The 20471-nt window shown below is 70.0% G+C and carries 20 protein-coding genes; 10 read left to right on the forward strand and 10 right to left on the reverse strand.

Annotation, left to right across the window (positions count from 1 at the left end):
- Position 1: 1 nt before the first annotated feature.
- Positions 2-856 carry a transglycosylase SLT domain-containing protein gene (locus ACAZ03_RS11675; protein WP_373353766.1) on the reverse strand — a complete coding sequence of 285 codons (855 nt, stop codon included), beginning with the start codon at positions 854-856 and terminating at the stop codon, positions 2-4.
- Positions 857-1039: 183 nt separating this feature from the next.
- Between ACAZ03_RS11675 and gatB the strand changes: the two genes are divergently transcribed.
- From gatB to ACAZ03_RS11690, 3 genes are all read left to right on the forward strand, one after another.
- Positions 1040-2554, forward strand: a complete 1515-nt coding sequence (gene gatB, locus ACAZ03_RS11680) for an Asp-tRNA(Asn)/Glu-tRNA(Gln) amidotransferase subunit GatB (RefSeq protein WP_373353768.1) — start codon at positions 1040-1042, stop codon at positions 2552-2554.
- Positions 2555-2615: 61 nt separating this feature from the next.
- Positions 2616-4223, forward strand: coding sequence for a hypothetical protein (locus ACAZ03_RS11685; protein ID WP_373353769.1), 1608 nt, complete (start codon positions 2616-2618; stop codon positions 4221-4223).
- Between the two features lie 75 nt (positions 4224-4298).
- Positions 4299-4790 carry a DUF4177 domain-containing protein gene (locus ACAZ03_RS11690; protein ID WP_373353771.1) on the forward strand — a complete coding sequence of 164 codons (492 nt, stop codon included), beginning with the start codon at positions 4299-4301 and terminating at the stop codon, positions 4788-4790.
- Between the two features lie 208 nt (positions 4791-4998).
- Here ACAZ03_RS11690 and ACAZ03_RS11695 read toward each other — a convergent pair whose 3' ends face one another.
- The 3 genes from ACAZ03_RS11695 to ACAZ03_RS11705 form a co-directional block, all read right to left on the reverse strand.
- On the reverse strand, positions 4999-6552 hold the full coding sequence (locus tag ACAZ03_RS11695; protein ID WP_373353773.1) for a trimethylamine methyltransferase family protein: 1554 nt from the start codon (positions 6550-6552) through the stop codon (positions 4999-5001).
- Positions 6553-6638: 86 nt separating this feature from the next.
- Positions 6639-7349 carry an HAD family hydrolase gene (locus ACAZ03_RS11700; protein ID WP_373353775.1) on the reverse strand — a complete coding sequence of 237 codons (711 nt, stop codon included), beginning with the start codon at positions 7347-7349 and terminating at the stop codon, positions 6639-6641.
- Complete coding sequence (locus tag ACAZ03_RS11705) at positions 7346-7624, reverse strand: DUF3572 domain-containing protein (protein WP_373353777.1); 279 nt, start codon at positions 7622-7624, stop codon at positions 7346-7348. The genes ACAZ03_RS11700 and ACAZ03_RS11705 overlap by 4 nt, the downstream gene beginning before the upstream one ends.
- An 86-nt stretch (positions 7625-7710) precedes the next feature.
- Between ACAZ03_RS11705 and ACAZ03_RS11710 the strand changes: the two genes are divergently transcribed.
- From ACAZ03_RS11710 to tpiA, 7 genes are all read left to right on the forward strand, one after another.
- Complete coding sequence (locus ACAZ03_RS11710; RefSeq protein ID WP_373353779.1) at positions 7711-9129, forward strand: diguanylate cyclase; 1419 nt, start codon at positions 7711-7713, stop codon at positions 9127-9129.
- Positions 9130-9316: 187 nt separating this feature from the next.
- Positions 9317-9718, forward strand: coding sequence for a DUF983 domain-containing protein (locus ACAZ03_RS11715; protein ID WP_373353781.1), 402 nt, complete (start codon positions 9317-9319; stop codon positions 9716-9718).
- Between the two features lie 106 nt (positions 9719-9824).
- Positions 9825-10181 (forward strand): SUF system Fe-S cluster assembly protein, encoded by a 357-nt coding sequence (locus tag ACAZ03_RS11720; RefSeq protein WP_373353782.1) that lies wholly within the window; start codon positions 9825-9827, stop codon positions 10179-10181.
- 71 nt (positions 10182-10252) lie between these two features.
- Entirely contained in the window at positions 10253-10885 is a 633-nt protein-coding gene (locus ACAZ03_RS11725; RefSeq protein WP_373353783.1) for a MarR family transcriptional regulator, read from the forward strand.
- Positions 10882-11595, forward strand: a complete 714-nt coding sequence (locus tag ACAZ03_RS11730) for a DUF3307 domain-containing protein (RefSeq protein WP_373353785.1) — start codon at positions 10882-10884, stop codon at positions 11593-11595. Before ACAZ03_RS11725 ends, ACAZ03_RS11730 begins: the two co-directional genes overlap by 4 nt.
- 130 nt (positions 11596-11725) lie before the next feature.
- On the forward strand, positions 11726-12088 hold the full coding sequence (locus tag ACAZ03_RS11735) for a HesB/IscA family protein (protein ID WP_373353787.1): 363 nt from the start codon (positions 11726-11728) through the stop codon (positions 12086-12088).
- Positions 12089-12182: 94 nt separating this feature from the next.
- Positions 12183-12926 carry a triose-phosphate isomerase gene (tpiA, locus tag ACAZ03_RS11740; RefSeq protein WP_373353789.1) on the forward strand — a complete coding sequence of 248 codons (744 nt, stop codon included), beginning with the start codon at positions 12183-12185 and terminating at the stop codon, positions 12924-12926.
- Positions 12927-13135: 209 nt separating this feature from the next.
- Here the strand turns inward: tpiA and ACAZ03_RS11745 are convergent, their stop codons facing one another.
- From ACAZ03_RS11745 to ACAZ03_RS11770, 6 genes are all read right to left on the reverse strand, one after another.
- On the reverse strand, positions 13136-14593 hold the full coding sequence (locus tag ACAZ03_RS11745; RefSeq protein ID WP_373353791.1) for a TRAP transporter large permease: 1458 nt from the start codon (positions 14591-14593) through the stop codon (positions 13136-13138).
- Complete coding sequence (locus ACAZ03_RS11750) at positions 14593-15261, reverse strand: TRAP transporter small permease (protein ID WP_373353793.1); 669 nt, start codon at positions 15259-15261, stop codon at positions 14593-14595. The genes ACAZ03_RS11745 and ACAZ03_RS11750 overlap by 1 nt, the downstream gene beginning before the upstream one ends.
- Before the next feature lie 91 nt (positions 15262-15352).
- A complete protein-coding gene (locus ACAZ03_RS11755; protein WP_373353794.1) occupies positions 15353-16363 on the reverse strand; it encodes a DctP family TRAP transporter solute-binding subunit in 1011 nt (336 codons plus the stop codon).
- Between the two features lie 276 nt (positions 16364-16639).
- Complete coding sequence (locus tag ACAZ03_RS11760; RefSeq protein ID WP_373353796.1) at positions 16640-17026, reverse strand: DUF302 domain-containing protein; 387 nt, start codon at positions 17024-17026, stop codon at positions 16640-16642.
- A 118-nt stretch (positions 17027-17144) separates the two neighbouring features.
- Positions 17145-18383 carry a sigma-54-dependent transcriptional regulator gene (locus tag ACAZ03_RS11765; RefSeq protein ID WP_373353798.1) on the reverse strand — a complete coding sequence of 413 codons (1239 nt, stop codon included), beginning with the start codon at positions 18381-18383 and terminating at the stop codon, positions 17145-17147.
- Positions 18384-18596: 213 nt separating this feature from the next.
- Positions 18597-20333: an ATP-binding protein gene (locus tag ACAZ03_RS11770; RefSeq protein WP_373353799.1), complete on the reverse strand. Its 1737-nt coding sequence runs from the start codon at positions 20331-20333 to the stop codon at positions 18597-18599.
- Positions 20334-20471: the final 138 nt, after the last annotated feature.

A 20471-nucleotide genomic window follows, 5' to 3' on the forward strand; every position in this document is an offset into this window, starting at 1 on the left:
TTCAGTCCAGCGCCACGACCAGCCGCTCCAGCGCCACGGGCCGGATCATCGGCCGCGCCGGCCCCTCGGTCGGCGGCACTGCGAGGTTGACCGGGGTGCCGGCCGCGGGCCGCGCCGGCGGGCGGGGCGCCTCCGTCGGCGCCAGATGCACCTCGCAATAGCTCTGCCGGCTGGTCCAGGAGGCCATGGCGGCGCGCTTGCCGCTGTCGGTCATCGGCCCCCAATCGGCCGCCACGCCCCGCCAGCGCCCGTCATGCAGCGCCACGGCGCCGTCGCGCGGCACGGTGGTGGCGAGGATGCGGATCGCGCAGGAGAGATTGTCCTCGGCATCCTGCAATGCGCTGCCCGACGCCGCCCGGCAGCCGTAGTGCCGCGCCGTCGGCGGGTAGATCTGCGTCAGCCCGAACCATTGCCCGCCGCCGCCGACCGCGGCGGGGCGGTGGGTGCTCTCGTACCAGGCGAGCGCCGAGAGGAGCCCGACCCAGAAGGCGCGCCGGTCCCGGTCGGAGGCCGTCGCATAGCCCGGGCACCAGGTGGCGATGTCGCGCGGCAGCGTCTCGATCAGCGGCTCGCCGTGATCCTCCATCGCCGAAAGCGCGGCGCGGGTCCACATGGCGTGGCGGGCGGTGGACGACCAGCGCGCCGCGGGCAGGAAGGGGTCGCGCGCCACGGGGCGGAGGCTGGCGCCCGTCTGCACCGGCGGGATGCGCTCGATCCAGAGCGGCCGGGGCGCCGGACGCGCGGCGGGCGCTTCCAGCAACGGCGCCGGGGGCCAGGCCGGGGTGACCAGCTCGGCGCGGGCAGACGTGGCGAGAAGCGCGGCGATCAGCAGAAGGGCGCAGCGCAGGGCAGACATGGCGCGGACCATGGCGCGCAATCGCCCGTCTGGCAATCGAAAACCCGGGGATATTAACCTCTTAGGCGCCCCGGCGCCGAGGCCCCTGCCGCGCCTCGGGATTCTCGCCCCCGCCCGCGCCCGCCTTGCGGCGCCGCCGCGCTTTGCCTATGCATCCGCATCCCCTGAAGGAGCGAGGCCGCCATGCTCGATCTGACATACGAATCCCCCAAGGCGAAGACCATCTCGGGCGCCACCGGCGACTGGGAGCTGGTGATCGGCATGGAGGTCCATGCCCAGGTGGCGACGGCGGCGAAGCTCTTCTCAGGCGCGTCGACGACCTTCGGGGCGGAGCCGAATTCCAACGTCTCCTTCATCGACGCCGGCATGCCGGGGATGCTGCCGGTCATCAACGAGGGCTGCGTGGCGCAGGCGGTGCGCACCGGGCTGGGCCTCAAGGCGGCGATCAACCTGACCTCGGCCTTCGACCGGAAGAACTATTTCTACCCGGACCTGCCGCAGGGCTACCAGATCAGCCAGCTCTACCACCCGATCGTCGGCGAGGGGGAGGTGCTGGTCGAAATGGGCGACGGGCTCGCCCGGCTGGTGCGCATCGAGCGCATCCACCTTGAGCAGGACGCCGGCAAGCTGATCCACGACATGGATCCGAACCTCTCCTTCGTCGACTACAACCGCACCGGCGTCGCGCTGATGGAGATCGTCTCGCGCCCCGACATCCGGGGGCCGGAGGAGGCGGCGGCCTATGTGCTGAAGCTGCGGCAGATCATGCGCTACCTCGGCACCTGCGACGGCAACATGCAGAACGGCAACCTGCGCGCGGACGTCAACGTCTCCGTCTGCCGGCCGGGCGATTACGAGCGCTACATGGAGAGCCAGGATTTCAGCCATCTCGGCACGCGCTGCGAGATCAAGAACATGAACTCCATGCGCTTCATCCAGGCCGCCATCGACTACGAGGCCCGCCGCCAGATCGCCCTTCTGGAGGACGGCAAGACCGTCGTGCAGGAGACGCGGCTCTACGACGCCGACAAGAACGAGACGCGCTCGATGCGCTCCAAGGAAGAGGCGCATGATTACCGCTACTTCCCCGACCCCGACCTCCTGCCGCTCGAGATCGAGCAGGCCTGGGTCGACGAGATCGAGGCCTCGCTGCCCGAGCTGCCCGACGCCAAGAAGGCGCGGCTGATGGGTGACTACGGCCTCTCCGACTACGACGCTTCGGTGCTCACCGCCGAGGCCGAGAGCGCCGCCTATTTCGAGGAGGTCGCCGCCGCCTCCGACGGCAAGCTGGCGGCCAACTGGGTGCTGAACGAGCTCTTCGGCCGGCTGAAGCGCGACGGCGACAAGGGGCTCTCCGAGAGCCCGGTGAGCCCGGCGCAGCTCGGCGGGATCATCTCGCTCATCCAGAAGGGCGATATCTCGGGCAAGATCGCCAAGGACCTCTTCGAGATCGTCTATACCGAGGGCGGCGACCCCTCGCAGATCGTCGAGGCGCGCGGCATGCGCCAGGTCACCGACACCGGCGCCATCGAGGCGGCGGTGGACGAGGTGATCGCCGCCAACCCCGATCAGGTGGAAAAGGCCAAGGCCAATCCCAAGCTCGCCGGCTGGTTCGTCGGCCAGGTGATGAAGGCCACGGGCGGCAAGGCCAATCCCAAGGCGGTGAACGAGCTGGTGGCGGCGAAACTCGGGCTCTGACGCCTCACGGCTTGATCCCCGGCCCCGTCCATCGCACCCTCGCGGCGAGGGGGCAGGCGGCATGAATTTCTTCATCGGCATCGTCATGGGCACGGGCGCGATGCTGCTCGGCTGGATCTTCACCAGCGGGGCGAGCGGCGCCGTCAAGGTCGGCGCCTTCCTCGCTTGGCTGGTCTGGGCCGTCCTCGCCTCTGCCTACGAGAACGAGGCGCAGAAGGCGCGGCTGCAGCGCTTCGCCCATTTCGCGCCCCTGCCCTACCGCCGCGCCTTCGCCGCCGCCCGCCGCGCCCTGCCGCGACTCTTGCTGCCGAAGACCATTGCCGAGGTGCCGCCGCCGCCGAGTTGGTGGCGGTACTTGACAGTTTGGGTGACGATCCCGCTGGCGCGGGACCGGGCGGACCAGGCCCGGCTTATCGCCAATCCCTGGAGCTGGCCCGTCCTCGAATTCGCGGTCCGTGTCGCGGTCATGTACCCGATCCTATTCGTTCTCGCGCAGCATGCCGCCACGGGTGCGGTGCCGCAGATCCCGGCGCTCGCGAACATCTTCGACGTGCTGTCCCGGGCATTTTCCGCCATTGTCCTCGCCCTCTTCGTTGTTCTCGGTGCCCTCCGACTGGCCGGGGTATTTTGGCCCCGGCCTTCGCTCACCAAGCTGAACGACGCGCTGATGACGCTCCTTCTGATCGCCTTCGTCCTCATCCTGCCGGTCGGCATCATGCGCGACGAGGCGCCCCCCTATTTCTTCGCGATGATCACGCTCATCATCATACATACAATTCTCGAGGGCGAGCGCAGCACACTGATGTTCGTGCTTGTCGCGGTACTGCCGATCGGCCAGGTCGCCATCGGCTTCACAGGCGTCGACGGATGGTCCTTCGGCTCCGTCAACCTGATCTCTATTGTCCCAACCCTCCTCGGCAGCTCCCTGCTGATGGCGCTGATCGGCTGGGGCTCGCGCCATCGGATGGGCGTTGCGATGTTCCTCTTCGTCCTGCTCATCGGCTGCGGCAGCGCGATCTGGGTGCTCGCCCTGATGGGGCCCTCGCAGTACAACGTCCTCATCATCGTCTTCGCGCTCTTCCCGCTGGTGAACGGGTTCTTCGACTGGCTCTCCTACGGGATCACTATCTGGCTCCTTTCCCGCGGGCACCGGCAGGGCGGCATCTGGCCGCTCCTGTCCGGGCTCGCCGATCTCGTCGCCGCGCTCCTTTGCCTGCTTCTGCTCGGCGGGGCGCTGATCACCACGATGAAGCTGATGATGCTCGCGGGCGGCAAGCCGATCTTCGACGTGATCGGGCTTCTGGAGGGCATCCGCGCGGCGCCGGGCGAGCATCTGTGGATCATCGCCATGGCCGGCTCAACCTTCGTGCCGACGGCGCTGCACCTGCTCCTGGCGCTCCTCAGCGCCGTCACGTGGCTCCGCGCCGGGCTCTGGAACTGGCTGGTGGGGCGGCTCGACGTGGCCGAGGGCACGGAGGTGGCGCTCGGCGCCTCGCTGGGGCTCGCCAGCCTTCTGTTGACCTATGTCGCACTGCCGGCCTTCCTCATCTACGCCATCGGCTGGCTGGTGGTCACCCATGGAGACATCGTCGGCCATGCGCTCCTCGATCTCCTCCGCCTCTATTCCGAATGGCTGGGCGTCTCCGGGGCGGGGATCCTCCCGTTCTGACGGCAACCGCCGCATCACCTTGGCGCCGCGCCCCGCGCTTGCTAAGGGCGGGTGTGGGATATTGGATGTGGCCAGATGCAGACGTATGAATACCGGGTGGTGCCGGCCCCCAAGAAGGGGCTGAAGGCCAAGGGCGTGAAAACGGCGGAGGCGCGCTTCGCCCATGCGCTGCAGGCGCTGATGAACGAACTCGGCGCCGAGGGCTGGGACTATATCCGCACCGACACGCTCCCCTCCGAGGAGCGCACCGGCCTCACCGGGCGGACCACCACAAGCTACCAGAACATGCTGGTCTTCCGCCGCCCGCTCCTGACGGCGACCATTGCCGAGGCCGCGCCGGCCGCCGAGCCGCAGGCCCCCGCCCTGCCCGCCCCCGAGCCGGCCCCCGCACCTGCCGCCGAGGCCGCCCCCGAGGCGAAGGAAGAACCGACGGAGCCCTCGCCCCTCGCCCCCTCCGGCCCCGCCCGCATCGAGCCGCCGGCGCCCGAGCGCATCGGCGCCTCGCTGACGCGGCCGGTCCTCGCCGCACGGCGGGAGGACGAGAAGCCGAAGCCGGCGGCCGAATAGCGGATTGGGGGGCCGGCCCGTGCCGGGCCGGGTGGAGGCTCTGCCTCCACACCTCAGAGGTATTTTCGGCCAGATGAAGGGATAGAGGCACTCTTGCCCCTGCCCCTTTTCAAATAGCCTTCGGGGGTCGCCATTGGTGGCGCCATTGGTTCGAGCCCCAATGGCGACGAGGGGCAGACAGCCCCTCGCTTCTGACCTCCCTTCGAGGTCAGAAGTCGGTCGGCGCCCCGCCCTCTTCCTTCCGCCGGGCCACGAATTCCTCCAGCGCGCCGCGCTCGGCATCGCCCATGGGCGGCGGCTCGAAGGTCGCGAGGATCTCCTTGTAGACCCGATGCGCGCGCTCCGGCGTCCAGACGGCGCCGGCGAGCTCCCAGCTCTCGAAATTGCGCCAGTCGCTGACGAAGGGCGAGTAGAACGCCGTCTCGTAGCGCTCCTGCGTGTGCTGGATGCCGAAGTAATGCCCGTGGCTGCCGACCTCGCGGATGGCGTCGAAGGCGATGTCGTCCGGCCCCGTCGCCACCAGCTCCGGCTCGAAATAGCGCTGGATCATCTGCAGGACCTCGCAGTCCATGATGAACTTCTCAGGCGAGGCGATGAGGCCCCCCTCGAGCCAGCCCGCCGCGTGGTAGACCACGTTGGCCCCCGATTGCACGGCCGACCAGAGCGCGTTCGACGTCTCCCACATTGCCTGCCCGTCGGGCACGTTGGCGGCGCAGGAGCCGGAGGCCCGGAGCGGCAGGCCGTAGTACCGCGCCATCTGGCCGGTCATCTGCGTCGCGCGCATGTATTCGGGCGTGCCGAAGGCCGGGGCGCCGGACTTCATGTCGACGTTGGAGGTGAAGGTGCCGATCACGCAGGGGCATCCCGGGCGGACGTATTGAAAGAGCGCAATGGCCGAGAGCGCCTCGGCGATCGACAGAGTCACCGCCCCCGCCATGGTCACCGGCGCCATGGCCCCGGCCAGCGTGAAGGGCGTCACCATCACCGCCTGCCCGGCCCGGATCAGGCGCAGGCAGCCGTCGATCATCGGGTAGTCGTGCTTGAGCGGCGAGGTGGAGTTGATGTTGGTATACATATGCGGGCGGGCGCGGAACTCGTCTTCCGAGAGGCCGCCCGCGAGGCGCACCATCTCCATCACGTCTTCCACCCGCGCCGGCCCCAGCGAATAGGCATGGGCGACCTTGTCGGTCAGCGTCAGCTTGTCGAAGAGCACGTCGAGATGGCGGACGGAGGCATGGACGTCCACCGGCTCCACTGGGTAGCCGCCGGCGAAATGGATGCAGTTGAAGGCCTGCGTGAGGCGGAGGAGGTCGGCGCATTGCTGGCGCGTGCCCGGCACCTTCCGGCCGATGGAAAGGTCGTAATAGTTGGGCGGCGAGGAGACATTCCCGAAGAGGATATGCTTGCCGCCGATGGTGATCTGCTTCTCGGGGTTCCGGGGCGTGATGGTGAACTGCGCAGGCGCCTTCCCCACCATCTCCATCACGAAATCCCGGCCGAGGCGGACGTTCTGGCCAGAGACGATGGCGCCGGCCTTGCGGAAGATCTCCAGCGCTTCGTCGTTGAGGAAGTCGATGCCGATTTCCTCGAGGATGCGCATGGCGCCGTCGTGGATCGCCTGCACCCCCTCGGGGCCGAGCGGCTCGGTCGGCGCATCGGTGTTCACCGGCAGGCGCCAGGCGCTCTGGTGAAGGTTGGCGCCGCCCCGGCGGGCCGTATTGGCGGCGCGGCCGCCGGCACGGCGACGGGCTGGGATGGTCATGAGCCGGGCGCTCCTCTGGCATTTCCTGCCCGGAGTCTCCCGCAGGCGGGGCGGCAGGGGTTTGCCCGGAGCGACAGGAAAGGTCGCTAAAGGCCCGAGAGCCAGCCCGGCAGCGCGGCGATGGAGGGCAGGACGGCCTCGGCCAGCGGCGCCAGCTCCTCCGGGCCCGCCGGGCCGGTCAGAACGCCGATGCCGCGCATCCCGGCGGCCTCCGCAGCCAGCAGATCATGGCGCGAATCGCCGATCATCAGCACCTCCTCCGGGGCGAGGCCATGGGCCGCGCAGAAGGCGAGGAGCTGGCCGGGCGCAGGCTTGCCGCCATGGCCCGAGTCGAAGCCGGAGAGGAAGGCGAAGGCCTCCGTGACGCCGACCTGGGCCAGATGCGCGCGCGCCGCCGCCTCGGTGTCGTTGGTGACGAGCGCGAGGATGCGCCCCTGCGCCAGCTCCGCCAGCAGGGGGCCGAGCGGCGCCACCGGCACCTGGCGGACGGCCGAGGCCGCAGCGTCGAGCCGGGCGAGGAGCGCCTCATGCGTGGTCTCGCCGGGCAGATGCGGCAGGAGGAGGTCGACGATCTCGCCGGTCGTCGCGGCAACGCCTAGAGCGCCGGGTTTGTAGAGGCCGCTGGCGAGGTCGAAGCCCAGAACCTCCGCCATCGCACTGGCCCGGTCGGCATCGCCGGCGGAGAGGCCGGCGATGGTCTTGGCCATCCAGCCGCCCCAGGTGGCGTTGAAGTCGAAGAGCGTGCCGTCCTTGTCGAAGATCAGGCCGCGCACGGGCGGCATCGGGGCAGAGGTCACGTCCAGTTCATCTCCTCGGCGCCGGGGAGCACGGCCCGGGCGAGGCGCAGCTCCTCCGGCCGGCAGCCGGCCTCGGCGGCGAAGGACTGCACCCAGCTATCATCCATGAGCAGGAAATCGAGCACCGAGGCGAGAACCGCCGGATCGCCGGCGGAGGCCCTCAGTTGCGCCAGATCCGCCCCCGAGGCGCCGAGGAACACCGGCAGAAGCTCCTCCTCCGCCACCAGCCAGGCGAGCGCCTGCAATCCCACGATCTCCGCCCGCTCCGGCGTCATCCTACCAACCCTCCATCATCGGAAACGATTTCTTAACCCTTGCAAGTTTTAACGAAATGCGACCCGCAATTGAACAGGATCCTCCGGTGCCCGCCCGCGTGCTGATCTTCGACCCAACGGTGTCGAGCCGCATTCTCACCCGCGCCGCGCTGGCCGAGGCGCAGTATGACGTCGTGGTGGCGGAAAGCTCGGCGGATGCCCAGCTCGAATCGATGCGGCGCAAGCCCGACATCATCCTCCTCGGCGTCGTGGCGCCGGCGGCGGGCGCCTTCGCCTTCCTGGCCGGGCTGCGCGCCGATCCCGTGGGGCGGACCATCCCCGTCATCGCCATCGGCCGGCTCGCCGACCCCTCGCTCCGCCTCGCCGTGCTGCGTGCCGGGGCGGATGACCTTTGCGACCGGCCCATCGATTCGGTGCTCCTGCAAGCGCAGGTCCGGCGGCTCCTCCGCCGTTCCGATTCGCTCGAGGAGCTCTGCCTGAAGGAAGAAACCCACCGTGCGCTCGGCTTCGCCGAGGATGGCGAGCCCTTCGTGCAGCCGGGGCGCGTCTCGGTCATCGTGCCCGAGGGGCAGGCGATGCTGCCCGCCGTGGTGGCGGTGCTCGACCGGCTGCCGAACGGCGGCGAGGTGGTCGACCCGCGCACGCTCCTGTCCCACATCGGCTCCGGCGAGGCGGCGGATCTCTTCGTGATCGACGCGGCGGCTGAGGGGATCCGGCCGGGCGAGCTCTTCCGGCTGATCGCCGAGCTGCGCAGCCGCGCCGCCACGCGCCATTCGGTGCAGATTGCCATCGTGCCGCCCGAGCTGGCCGACATGGCGGCCATGGCGCTCGATCTCGGCGTCGACGACGTGGTGACGGCGCAGGTACGCCCGGCGGAACTCATGCACCGGCTGAAAGCGCTTCTGGTGCAGAAGTTCCGCGCCGACCGGGCGCGCGACCGGCTCCGCAAGGGCGTCGAGAGCTCGGTGACGGACCCGCTCACGGGGCTGCATAACCGCCGCTATGCGCTTCCCGCGCTCAAGCGCGTGACCGAGCAATCGGAGCGGACGGGGCAGATGGCGGCGGTGATGGTGCTCGACATCGACCACTTCAAGACGATCAACGACCGCTTCGGCCATGCGACCGGCGACAAGGTGCTCGCCGAGGTGGCACGCCGCCTCGCCGCAAGGGTGCGGGTCGGCGACATGGTGGCGCGGATCGGCGGCGAGGAATTCCTCATCGTCATGCCGGAGACGGATGCCGAAGCCGCCGCCGAGGCCGCCGAGCGCCTGCGCTCGGGCATCGAAGACAGGCCCTTCGACGCGGTGCGCGAAGCGGGGGAAGACAGGCCCGCCGGCGCCGGCCGGGCAAGCACGGCGGTGCGCGTCACCGTCTCCATCGGCGTGGCGCTCGGCGCGGGCGAATCGCCGGGCGGGCCGACGCTCTTCGAGCGGGCGGATGCGGCGCTCTATTCGGCCAAGCTCGCGGGGCGCAACATGGTGAGCCTGAGCCGGCCGGCCGCCTGAGCGGGGCGGCCCTGTCCAAGGTAAGAAGGATCCGGCGACCACGCTTTCCCCTACGGTATTCCTGCGCCGCAAGGCCGCTCCGCGCCCCAGGCCCTTTAACCGGGCGGCATTCTGCGCCATCTAGGGAGGGCACGTCCCTGCCCGGCCATAGGCCGCGCCTGCTCCCCCTGCCCCCGGAGGTCACCTCATGACCCAGCCCGCCACCACGACCCGCAGCCTGCCCGTCGACGACCGGCCCCTCGGCCCGGCGCTCCGCCGCGGCTTTCGTGGCCGCTGTCCGCATTGCGGCGAGGGGCGGATCCTCCGCGGCTATCTGAAGGTCGTGCCCGCCTGCGAGGTCTGCGGCGAGGATTACACGGCGCAGCGGGCCGATGACGGGCCGGCCTATCTGACGATCCTGATCGTCGGCCATGTCATCGCTTTCCTCATCCACCTCATGTGGTCGCTCTGGCAACCGGCGCCGATGGTCATGGCGCTGACGCTGACAGTGACAGCCGTCGGCCTGTCGCTGCTCTTGCTGCCGCGGGTGAAGGGCGCCTTCGTGGCCCTGCAATGGTCGCGGCGGATGCACGGCTTCAGCAAGGCCTGAGCGCGGAAGGCGCCGGCGCAAGGTCAGGCGGGCGCGCCGCCGCGCTGCCCTTTACGCCCGCGCCGTAAATCCTTATCTTTCACTCAGGTATTCCTCGGAGGGACACATGCCCGACGACCAGCTCGAAGGCACGCCGCTGATCAAGCCGTCCTCGACCGACCATCCGCTCTATGAGCAGATCGTCGAGGCCTGCCGCACGGTCTATGATCCGGAGATCCCGGTGAACATCTACGACCTCGGCCTCGTCTATACGGTCGAGATCGACGACGAGAACGCCGTGACGATCCACATGACCCTGACCGCCCCCGGCTGCCCCGTGGCTGGCGAGATGCCCGGCTGGGTGGCCGATGCCGTCGAGCCGATCCCGGGCGTGAAGCAGGTGGAGGTCGAGATGGTCTGGACCCCGCAATGGGGGATGGACATGATGAGCGACGAGGCCCGGCTGGAGCTCGGCTTCATGTAAGCAAGGGATTTCCCTTGCTTTGCGCAGAGCAACGACATACCCTTGCTTTAAACCAAAGCAGGGGTTTTTCTTTGCTCAGACCCAAGAGCGCCATCGCTGCCGTGCTGACCGGCGACATCGTCGGCTCGACGAAGCTCTCCTTCGCAGCGCTGGGCGCGGCGCTCGAGGCGCTTGCCGCCGTGGCCCTGCGCGAGGGCGCCCCTTTCGACCGGCACCGGGGCGATGGCTGGCAGATCCACCTGGCCCGCCCGCGCCGGGCGCTCCGTCTCGCCCTTCGCCTCAGCGCCATCTCCGCCCTGCCCTCCCGGCCCGCCACCAGGATCGCCATCGGCATCGGCCAGGCAAGCCTGCCCGCGGAGGGCGATATCGCCGCCGGCAGCGGCCCGGCCTTCGAAACCTCCGGCCGGCTCCTCGACAGGATGCCCGCGGGCGACCGGCTGGCCATCGCCGGCCCGGGGGTGAACGCCCTTCACGAGGCCCTCCTCGCCACCTGCGGCGAGATCGCCGGCCGCTGGACCGTCGGCCAGGCGGAGGCCATCGCCACCGCGCTCGACCTTCTCGGCAGCCCCGACGATCCGCCCCGCCACGAGGATATCGCCGAGCGCCTCGGTATCACCCGGCAGGCGACGCAGGCGCGGCTTGCCGGGGCGGGGTGGAATGTGCTCCTCAGGGCCATCGCCGCTTGGGAGGAGGAGGCCCCGTGATCGAGACCTTCGCCATCGCCATCGCCGCCCATGCCGCGGGGGATTTCCTCTTCCAGAGCGGCGCCATGGCGCGGGGCAAGGCGGCTGGCCGGCTCGGCGTGCTTGCCGCGCATACGACCGTCCACCTCGCCCTTCTGCTCCTGCTCTTCGCGCCGACCACGCCCGAGGCCGCCGCCGCTCTCCTCGCCCTGGCCCTCGCGCATCTGGTTATCGACGCCGCCAAGGCGCTCTCGGGTCGCGACGGCCTTGCCGCCTTCGCCGCCGACCAGGCGCTGCACCTCGCCAGCCTCGCCGCGCTCGCGGCGCTGATGCCGGGGCTCTGGGACGCCAGCCTCTGGGCGCCCCTCGCGCCGGAGGCGCCCCGGCTCCTCCTCCTCGGCGCCGCGCTCATCCTCGCGACCCGCGCCGGCAGCTTTGCCATCGCCCGGCTCATGCAGGCGCTGGCGCCGGAGGGGCTGCCGGGCGAGACCGGCCTGGCGCGCGGCGGCGCCGCCATCGGCTATCTCGAGCGGGGGCTGATCGTCGTGCTGATGCTCGCCGGCCAGCCCGGCTCCATCGGCTTCCTCATCGCCGCCAAGTCGATCCTGCGCTTCGGCACGGTGGCGGAGAACCGGGCGGCGTCGGAATATGTGATCATCGGCACGCTCGCCTCCTTCGGCTGGGCCATCGCCGTGACCGCCGCAGCACAGGCGCTCGCCGCGCGCCTCTGAGGCTGGCCGGCGGCCGTGACCCGTTGCGCCCGTTGCAGGGGCCTCGGGGCCACCCGCGCCGGAGAACTCCCGGTGGGTCCCTTGAGAGAGGGCGGCGCCTGCCTTATCTTGGGGGTGTCAGGAGGCCCCGATGTTCTCGATCCCCGGAAAGCAGGCCGTCACACTCACGCCGGCCGCCGCCAAGCAGATCTCTTCGCTCATGGAGCGCAAGGGCCATGAGGGCCTGCGCCTCGGCGTCAAGAAGGGCGGCTGTGCGGGGATGGAATATACGCTCGACTATACCGATCAGATCGATCCCAACGACGAGGTGGTCGAGCAGGACGGGGCCCGGGTGATGATCGCGCCGATGGCGCAGATGTTCCTCTTCGGCACCGAGATCGACTACGAGGTGTCGCTGCTGGAATCCGGCTTCCGCTTCCGCAACCCCAACGTGGTGGATGCCTGCGGCTGCGGCGAATCGATCAAGTTCGACGAGAGCCTCGGCGCCTCCTGAGGCGGCCGCGCGCCCGTTGGCGCAAACAGCTCCCCCCGCCGATTGATCCGCCCCGCCCCGGCTGCTAGCCGTCGGGGGAAGGGGAGGATCCGTCATGCCGCAGAAGCTTGCCGCCGGAAACTGGAAGATGAACGGGCTGAGGAGCGCGCTGGACGAGCTCGGCGCCCTCGCCGCCGCCCATCCCGCGCCCGGGGTGGGTGTGCTGATCTGCCCGCCCGCGACGCTGCTGGCAGAGGTCGCCCGGGCGCTCGATGGCACGGCGCTGACCGCCGGCGGGCAGGATTGCCATGCGGAGCCGAAGGGCGCCCATACCGGCGACATCTCGGCAGAGATGCTGGCCGATCTCGGCGCCACCCATGTGATAACGGGCCATTCCGAGCGCCGGGCGGATCACGGAGAGAGCGACGCTGTGGTCGCCGCCAAGGCCGGGGCCGCCCACCGCGCCGGGCTCACCGCCATCATCTGCCTCGGCGAAAGCCGCGCGCAGCGCGAGGCGAGGGAGCACCTCTCCGTCATCACCGCCCAGCTCGCCGGCTCGCTGCCCGAGGGCGCGAGCGCCGCCAACACCATCATCGCCTACGAGCCCATCTGGGCCATCGGCACCGGCCTGACCGCCGGCCCGGCAGAGATCGCCGAGGCCCATGCGGCGCTCCGGGCGGCGCTGGAGGCGCGGCTGGAGGACGGGGCGGAGGTCTCGATCCTCTACGGCGGCTCGGTGAAGGGGGACAATGCGGCGGAGATCTTCGGCGTGGCCAATGTCGACGGCGCGCTCGTGGGTGGCGCCAGCCTGACGGAGGCGGATTTCTCGCCCATCATCCGGGCGCTGGCCGAAGCCTGAGGGAGGTACGGGGGCTGCCGCCCCCGGCCCCCCGCTTCCTGGGGGCCTTTGGGCCCCCAGACCCCCGGGCCGGTGGGGGCCAGCCCCCACACCCCCGAGGTATTTTTGGCCAGATGAAAGGGGAAGGCGCTCTCTTGCCTCTGCCCCTTTCCAAATACCGCGGGGGGGTCCGGGGGGCAGACAGCCCCCCGGCCTCTCAACACGCGCCGTCAGTTGACGATGATCTCCGGCCCCATCACCGCATTCGGCAGCACCGTCGAGATCCAGGGCACATAGGTGATCAGGATCAGGAAGACGAAGAGCACCGCGAGGAAGGGCAGCGCCGCGCGGACGACCCGCATCACCGGCATGCCGGCGACGCCGGAGGTGACGAAGAGGTTGAGGCCGACGGGCGGCGTGATCATCCCGATCTCCATGTTCACCACCATGATGATGCCGAGATGGATCGGGTCGATCCCGAGCTCGATGGCGATGGGAAAGACCAGCGGCGCCACGATGACGATGAGGCCCGAGGGCTCCATGAACTGGCCGCCGATGAGCAGGATCACGTTGACGACGATCAGGAACACCACCGGCCCGAAGCCCGCCGCCAGCATCGCATTGGCGATATGCTGGGGGATCTGCTCGTCGGTCAGCACATGCTTGAGGATCAGCGCATTGGCGATGATGAACATCAGCGTGATCGTCAGCCGGCCGGCATCCACCAGCGTCGCCACCGTGTCGCGGTGCCAGAGGGCGGTGACCAGACCCCAGGGCTTGCGATGCAGATGCGTGAGCTGCCCGCCGTTCGAGGCGGCCGAGAGCGGCCCCATGTCACGGTAGATGAAGGTCGCCACCAGGAAGGCATAGACCGCCGCGACCGCCGCCGCCTCCGTCGGCGTGAAGATGCCGGGCTTCCAGTGGAGGCCCCGGACGAGGCCGCGGGTGCCGTCGGCCAGTGTCTCGGTATGCAGCCCCCAGGCGGGGAAGCCGTAGATGCCGCCCATGATGATGACGATGAGCAGAAGCCCCCAGAGCGCGCCGCGGAACGACCGCCAGATCTCGCCCCAGCCCAGCCAGTCGCCCTTCGGCATGTTCTTGATCTTCGCCATGACGAAGATCGTCACCATCAGCATGACGCCGGCGAGGATGCCGGGGATCACCCCGGCGAGGAACATCCGCCCGACGGAGACGTCGGTCGCCGAGGCATAGACCACCATGACGATGGAGGGCGGGATGAGGATGCCGAGCGTGCCGGCATTGCAGATGACGCCCGCCGCGAAGTCGCGCGTATAGCCGACCTGCCGCATGGCCGCGATGACGATGGAGCCGATGGCCACCACGGTCGCCGGCGACGAACCGGAGAGCGCGGCGAACATCATGCAGGCCAGGACGCCGGCGATGGCGAGCCCGCCCTGCAGGTGCCCGACGCAAGCGACGGCGAAGCGGATGATCCGCTTGGCGACGCCGCCGGTGGACATGAAGCTCGACGCCAGCACGAAGAACGGGATGGCCAGGAGCGTGTAATGCCCCTCCATCGCCTGGTAGAGCGTCTGCGCGATCGAGGCGAGCGACGTCTCGGAGAAGACGAGGAGGAAGATGATCGAGGACAGGCCGAGGCTGACGGCGATCGGCACGCCGATCATCAGAAGGCCGACGATCAGCACGAAAAGGAGCAGCACATCCATCAGTCGACCCTCACCGCGGCAACGTCGTCTTCCGCCTCGTGTGAGACGATCAGGCTGTCCCGCCGCCCCCTGAGCACGCCGATGCTCGCCTCGATGATCCGCAGAAGCATCAGGAGCACGCCGACAGGCAGGATGACGTAGGGAATGAAGCGGGGCAGCTTGTCATAGGCCTCGCCGTAGTTGAACCGCTCGGCGAGGAACTCCTCGCAGCAGAAGAGCGGCACCTGCTCGGTCATGTAGAAGGCCTGGTCACGGGTGCGCTCATCGAAGCCGGTGGGGAACCAGCGGCCCTCGGTGCGCTCGTAGCCGGCGAACGGCGCCCAGTAATCCCAGGCCCCCTTCATCATCAGCCCGCCATAGGCGAGGCAGGCGAGGCACGACAGGAGCACCAGCCCCCGGCGGAGCGGGGCGCCGACGACGTTGAGTAGGGCATCCACCCCCAGATGCGCCGTCTTCTTGAACCCGTAGGAGATGCCGAAGAGCACCAGCCAGGCAAAGAGGATCAGCGTCACCTCCAGCCCCCACAGGAGGCTCTCGTTGAAGACATAGCGCAGGACGACGTTGACGAACGTCACGAGCGTCATGGCGCCGAGGAGGAGCGCGATCACGATCTCCTCCAGATACTCGATGATGCGGCCGGCGCGGCCCATGGCCCTTGGCTCGGTCATTTCCCCCTCCCCTCATGAAGGCGGCCCGGGGGAAACCCCAGGCCGCAAGGTGGCGCCCCGCCTCCCCCAAGGGGGGCGCCCAAATCGACGCTCACATGGCGAATTCTTCGTTGAACGCTTGCGCGGCGTCGATGTTCTCCTGGCCGACATCGCCGACGAACTGCTCCCAGACGGGCAGCATTGCGTCGACCCAGGCCTGACGCTGCTCGGGCGTCAGCTCGCGGATCTCGGTCCCGGCGTCGAGGATCGCCTGACGGGCCTCGGCATCCACCTGGTTGACGGCGGCGTTCCGCTCGGCGGTCACCTCGTCGAGGATGGTGAGGAGCTGGTCACGCACCTCGGGCTCGAGGCTGTCGAGGAAGTCCACCGAGGTCACGACGAGGTAGTCGAGCACGCCGTGGTTGGTCTCGGTGATGCCGTCCTGCACCTCGAAGAACTTCTGGCCGTAGATGTTTGACCAGGTGTTCTCCTGCCCGTCGACGACGCCGGTCTGCAGGGCGCCGTAGACTTCGGAGAAGGCCATCGGCTGGGGGCTCGCGTCGAGCGCTTCCATCTGCGCGACGAGCACGTCGGAAGGCTGCACGCGGAACTTGAGGCCCGCGGCGTCGCCCGGCTCGAGAAGCGGCACGTTGGCCGAGAACTGCTTGAGGCCGTTGTGCCAGAAGCCGAGCCCCTGCAGGCCGCGGCGCTGCATCGAATCGAGCATCGCGGCGCCGGCGTCGGAGAGCTGGAAGGCCTCGACCGCTTCGATGTTCGCGAACATGAAGGGCAGGTCGAAGATGCGGAAGACCTTGGTGAAGGTCTCGAACTTGCTGAGCGACGGCGCGGCGAACTGCACGTCGCCCTGCAGCATGGCCTCGAGCACCTGGTCGTCGTCATAGAGCGTGGAGTTCGGGTAGACCTCCATGCACATCGTGCCTTCCATCTCGGCATTGACGCGCTCGGCGAAGAGCGCGGCGGCGATGCCCTTGGGATGGTTGTCGGTGTTGGTCACATGGGCGAACTTGACGACGATCTCGCCGTCGTCGCAGCCCATGGGGTCGGCGCTGGCAGCACCCGCAACAAGCGCGGCGGCGGCGGCAACAGTGAACAGATTTCTCATGGCGATCCTCCCTCTCGGTCCGGGCGTCGGACCAGATCGGCGCCAAGATGCGCTCACTCGGCAATCACGCAAGCGTCATGAGGGCCGAGACAAGGCGCCGGCGATTTTCCATTGTTAAACAATTGGTTGCGCCGTCACCGCGGCGCGGCCGGCCGGAAATGCTGCGCTGCGGATGCGGATCACCGCACAGCGGCGGGCGGCTCTTGTGCGGAAATCCGCACAATCTTGCCGGAGGCCCGCGCCAGGCGCGGCCGGGCCTCCGGGGCGTTCGGAGTCTCAGAGCGCCGCCACCGCCTCTTCCAGAAGGCCCCGCACCCCGCCGGCGATCTCGCCGAGCGAGGGGTTCTCGACGGCGGACATCGAGGCGATCGGGTCGACGGCGCTGACCTCCACCCCGCCCTCGACTTCGCGCAGAATGACGTTGCAGGGCAGCATGGCGCCGATGCGCGGCTCGGCCCCGATGGCCTGGAAGGCAAGCTTTGGGTTGCAGGCGCCGAGGATCTTGTAGCACGGCAAATCCTCGCCGATCTTCGCCTTCATTGTGGCCTGGACGTCGATCTCGGTCAGCACGCCGAAGCCGCGCTCGCCGAGCGCCGCGCGGGTGCGCGCCTCGGCCTCTTCCATGGTGCAGCCGGTCAGAATTCGGTCGATGGTATAGGCCATGATGCCCTCCTCTAGCGCCCCGCTCCCGCCCCGATCCTCGCGTGCCGGGACGGGCGGTGCAATGCCGCTGACGTTGTGTCCATGAGGGCCCGGCGCAAGGCCGGAGCCGCGCGGGGGGTCACTCGCGCGGGCGTCGGAAATCCTCGGGCTTCAACCCGTGGCGGGCGAGCTTGTCGTAGAAGGTCTTGCGCGGCAGTTGCAGCGCCTCGGCGGCGGCGGAGGCATTGCCGTTCTGCCGCCCGAGCGCCGCGGCGAGGAGAGAGCGCTCGACGATGGCCATCTGCTCGGCGAGCCCGAGCCCCGCCGCCTTCTGCGCCTCCTCCGGCATGCCGAGCACGAAGCGCATGGCGGCGCTCATCAGCGAGCGGGCATTGCCCGGCCAGTCCTGCGCCATCAGCGTGGAGAGGTGCTCGGGCGTGATCTCCGGCTCCGGGAGGCCGGCCTGCTCAGCGGCCTGGGCTACGTAGTGGCGGAAGAGCACGGGGATGTCCTCCGTCCGCTCGCGGATCGCCGGGATGCGCACCCGCATGAGGTCGAGCCGGTAGAAGAGGTCGGCGACGAAGCGCCCGGCGGCCACCTCCTCCTCCAGCGAGCGCGTGGTGGCGGCGAAGAGCCGCGCGGCCGGCCCCGCCTCCAGCGCCTCGAGCAGCGCATATTGCACGCCGACCGGCGCCATGGCGATCTCGTCGAGATAGAGCGTGCCGGCGCCGGCGGCATCGAAGGCGGCGGCGAGGCTCTCGGGCGTCAGCGCCGCGGCGGCGCGCTTGACGAAGGGCAAGGCGGCACTGGCGGAGAGGAGGTGCAGCACCTCGCCGACCTTTGACGTCCCCGTGCCCGGCTCGCCGGTGATGAGCGCCCCCGCCCCGGCCCGCGCCACGGCCCGCACCCGGGCGCGCAGTTCCTCCACCAGCGCCGACTGGCCGAAGATCATCCGCGCGGCGGCGTCGCCCTTTTCGAGCTCGCGCTTGAGGCGCCGGTTCTCCAGCACCATCGCCCGCACCTTCAGGGCCTTCTCGACGCAGGCGAGGAAATCCGCCGGCGCGCAGGGCTTCTCGAGAAAGGCATGCGCCCCCTCCTCGATGGCCTTCAGCGCCATCGGCACGTCGCCCTCGCCGGTCAGCAGCACCACCGGCAGCTCGGGGTCGAGGGCGCGCGCATGGGCGAGGAGGTGAAAGCCGTCGCGCCCCGGCATGCGGATGTCGGTGACGACGATGCCGTCAAACCGGGCGCTGAGGAGGTCCTTCGCCTCGATGAAGCTGCCCGCGAGGAGCGGGTCGAGATCGGCGAGCTCCAGCGTCTGCCCGAGCGCCGCCCGGACATCCGGCTCGTCATCGACCAGAAGCACCTGCCGCGTCATGTCCCCTCCCCGGGGGCCCGCCGGCCCCTCACGCCATCGCACCGATGCATAGGGGCCCCGACCCTCCTGCGCCACCGATCTGCGCCATGGGCCAGCGCCGCGCCGGTGCCGCCGCCCCCCTGTCTCTCGCTTTCTTCCAAATACTCCGGGGGGAGTCGCCGGTCAGGCGACGGGGGGCAGAGCCCCCCACACAAGCACCCCACAAAGCCCCCGTCACGCCGCCACCTCCGCCTCGCTGAGCGCCAGCTCTACCGTGAAGATGGCCCCCGCGCCCGGCGCGTTCCGCCCCCGGATCACCCCGCCGAAGCTCTGCACGAGCCCGTAGGAGATCGAAAGGCCCAGCCCCATGCCGCCCCCCGCCCCCGAGGCCTTGGTGGAATAGAACGGGTCGAAGATCTTCTCCGGCTCGGCGATCCCCGGCCCGGTGTCGCGCACCTCAAGGACGGCCCGCCCCGGCTCGCGCCGCACGGCGACCTCGACCCGCTTCGGCTCGCAATCCGCCATCGCATCGATGGCGTTCGAGATGAGGTTGAGCGCCACCTGCGCCAGCCGCACCTCGCCGCCCCGCACGATCACCGGCTGGTCGGGCCGGCTCCAAGCAAGGGCGACACCTTCCTCCCGCACCCGGGCGGCGATCATCTCGACCGCACTGTCGACGGCGGCGACGAGATCGACATCGCCGATGGTCTCCTTCTCCTGCCGGGCGAAGGCGCGCAGGTTGCGGATAATCTTGCCCATGCGCTGCGCCAGCGAGGCGATGCGCTCGAGGTTTGCCGCCGCCACATCGGGCTTGCCGCGGGCGAGAAAGCCGGTGGCATTCTCGGCATAGGAGCGGATGGCCATCAGCGGCTGGTTCAGCTCGTGGCTGATCCCGGCGGACATCTGCCCGAGGGCAGAGAGCTTGCCGGCCTGCACGAGATCGTCCTGCGCCCGCTTCAGCCGCGCCTCGGCGGCGGCGCGCTCGGCCACCTCGCGGCGGAGCTCGGCATTGAGCGCCGTCAGTTCCGCGGTGCGCTGCACGACCCGCCCCTCGAGCGTGCGGTTCGCCTCCTTCAGCGTCCGCCGCCGGACTGTGGCGACGAGGAGGAGCGCGCCGAGGCCCAGGAACAGCGCCGCGACGGCGCCGGATTGCAGCAGCGCGATCTGCCGGGCGAGGGCCGTGTCGCTCAGCGCCTCGGCGGTCAGGCCGATGACCGGCATGTCGCGCGACAGATGCAGCCCGTCCCGCGGCAGGTAGCGCCCGCCCTCGACGCGCCAGAGCTCGTGGCCATCCCAGATCCGGCCCTGATAGGGCACGAAGCCGGCGCCCCGGCCCCGCAGCACCAGCTCGGAGCGGTTGGAGATGAAGACGAGCCCCGCCTCGTCGGTGAACCAGACGGCGGGCGTGTCGCCGCGCCAGATCGCCTCGACCCGCTCGGCATCGGCGACGACGGCGAGCGCGCCGATGGCCGGCCCGTCGGCGCCGAAGATCGGCGCCGCGAAGGTGAAGATCCGCCGTTCGTAGCGCGCGCTGTGCTCGTGGGAAAAGCCCAGCGCGCCGTCGAGCGCGCGGAGATAGGCGGCATCGTCGACGCCCGTCTCGGCGGGCAGACCGGCACGGGCCGAGGCGGTGGCGATCTCGCGCCCCTCGGTATCGAGGAGGATGAGGTCGAGCGCCCCGGTCTTGTCCGCCGTCTCGCGCAGGAGCCGCGCTGCGGTGGCCTCGCCGAGGTCGATCTCGACCGGCATGCGGATCGTCGGGTGGTCGGCCATCAGGACGGCGAGCTGGCGGAACTCCCCGAGCTCGCCGGCGAGCCGATTGGAGGCGAGCGCCAGATCCGCCTCCGCCCGCCGCGCCACCCCGTCGAGCGCCGAAGACCAGGCCACGAGCCAGACCGCCACCGCCGCGAGCGCGGTGAGCGCGAGATAGCCGGCCACGAGGGCGGCGCTGGTGCGGCGAAGGCGGCGCATGGGGCGGCAGGGTAGCAGGGCGCGGGGCATGGGGCGAGAGGATTGGGTGGGGGCGGGGGGGGGGCGGGGGGGACCGGGCGGCGCGACACGTCGCGAGACAGACCGTTCTGTCCTCGGGAGGTAACGGTCGCTCCGCCG

Origin of the sequence: Pseudoroseicyclus sp. CXY001, from assembly GCF_041714655.1 — a bacterium.
Lineage (GTDB): Bacteria > Pseudomonadota > Alphaproteobacteria > Rhodobacterales > Rhodobacteraceae > Pseudoroseicyclus_A.